Raw genomic sequence first — 1,917 nt, 5'->3', positions numbered from 1 at the left:
TAATTCAGCACATTGATGCAAGAAATATCCGTAATCTATTGGCTTATATCAAAATATGTACTTAAAAAATAGCTTATTTAAGCTAAAAAACATTTGACTTATTAGGGAGGACAATCTAATGGATTATTTCACAATTGGAGGAGTTAGTTCCTCCTCTTTTAATGCTTATATATACGATTTAAATGTGTTTGATTCACCAAGTAGATCTGTGGACACGTATGATGTGCCTGGGAGGAACGGAACTCTGACAGTAGCTGGATCAGAGAAATTTGACAATAGAGAATTGTGGTATGACATGTATATTCCAAAATCAATGATCAGCAATGTAAGAGGACTTACAAACTATCTTCACAGCCTCAAAGGCTATCAGCGCCTTGAGGATACTATTGAACCTGATGTATATAAGAAGGCCATGTATGTAGAAGCACTGCAACTGTCTTTGAAAACTTCAAAAGAGGCAGTATTCAAAGTTACATTTGACTGTCAGCCTGAAAAGTGGTTGAAAAGTGGCGAACAGAAAACAGTACTTGCAAAGAATGGATCAATCAACAATCCAACTGTGCAGACTGCTAAACCGTTAATACGTATCTATGGTAAAGGTACTGTTCAGATTGGAAACCAAACAATCGAGATATTGAAAGCTCCAACGGAGTACATCGATATTGACTGTGATATCCAGGACTGTTTTGAAGGTACTGCAAACCGTAACTCTTATGTATCTTTGACAGATTTTCCAGCTTTAGGTCCAGGCAGTAATGGAATTACTCTTGGAACTGGAATAACAAAAGTAGAAATAACTCCAAGGTGGTGGATACTATGATACCTAAACTGTATGAATCAACAGAGATGGAATTTGTGAGCAACGGTCTAGGATCGCTGCCTGATGCAATATCTTGCAAGGTAACAGAAGAAAGAAATGGCTGCTACGAATTGGAAATGGAATATCCAGTTGGCGGACTGCATTATGATATGATTGAAAACAATCGAATCATTTATGCCAAACCGAACGAGACGTCAGATCCTCAGCCGTTTGATGTCAAGGAAATTACTCCATCAATGAATAAGATGACTGCGACAATCTACGCACAGCATGTAAGATATCGAATGAATGGAATTCCTATATCTCCTTTCAGCGCACAAGGAATCAATGATGCACTTGCAGGACTGAAGCAGAACAGTCTGATCAAGCATCCATTCACCTTCTATACAGACATTGTTAATGGATCAAGCAAATTCAATGTAGGACTGCCTGAAACTTTAGGCAGTCTTTTAGGTGGGAAAAAAGGCAGCATCCTAGATACCTTCAGTGGTTCTGCTGGATGTGAATACGAGTTTGATAGATTCAATGTCAAGCTCCATGCACACAGAGGCACTGACAGTGGTGTATCCATCAGATATGCAAAGAACTTAACAGGATGCAAAATGGAATCATCTATTGAATCCGTCTATACAGGTGTTCTTGCGTACTGGCAGAAAAAGGAAGAAGGCAAAGAAGAGCTGTTAAGTAGTGATATTCAATATATTACAAACCATACTAGTTACCCTCGTGAGTACATCTACATGCTTGACTGCTCTTCTGACTTTGAAGATACACCGACGGTTGAACAGCTCAACGCAAAGGCTTTAAATTACGCAGTAAATAACCGAATAGGCGAACCTTCTGTGAGCGTTGATGTCTCTTTCATCCCTCTATGGGGAACCGAGGAATACAAAGCAATAGCACCTCTAGAAAGAGTTTGCCTGTGCGATACAGTTACAGTACGTTTTGACCTGCTAGGAGTTAACGTTAAAGCAATCGTTAACAAGTGTAGAACGCCAAATTAAATACACATAAAACCAATAATATATTCAAATTAAATAAAAAAACGATGCAGAGAAAAGACTAAATCATAGTCAAAATATCTGCATTTTCTGTAT

Annotated in this window: 2 protein-coding genes; both read left to right on the top strand. The window is 38.4% G+C overall.

Going from position 1 to position 1,917, the window contains the following annotated elements; genetic code table 11:
* Positions 1-118 precede the first annotated feature (118 nt).
* Positions 119-820, top strand: a complete 702-nt coding sequence (locus tag ACTND6_RS10935) for a hypothetical protein (protein ID WP_441024266.1) — start codon at positions 119-121, stop codon at positions 818-820.
* Positions 817-1,824: a phage tail spike protein gene (locus ACTND6_RS10930; RefSeq protein ID WP_441024268.1), complete on the top strand. Its 1,008-nt coding sequence runs from the start codon at positions 817-819 to the stop codon at positions 1,822-1,824. The genes ACTND6_RS10935 and ACTND6_RS10930 overlap by 4 nt, the downstream gene beginning before the upstream one ends.
* The last annotated feature ends 93 nt before the right edge of the window (positions 1,825-1,917 follow it).

It is taken from the genome of Bulleidia sp. HCP3S3_C9 (genome assembly GCF_052064035.1).
In the GTDB taxonomy this organism is placed as follows: domain Bacteria; phylum Bacillota_I; class Bacilli_A; order Erysipelotrichales; family Erysipelotrichaceae; genus Bulleidia.
Note: the sequence above shows the minus strand (reverse complement) of the source record. Positions and strands in the feature narration are given on the sequence as shown.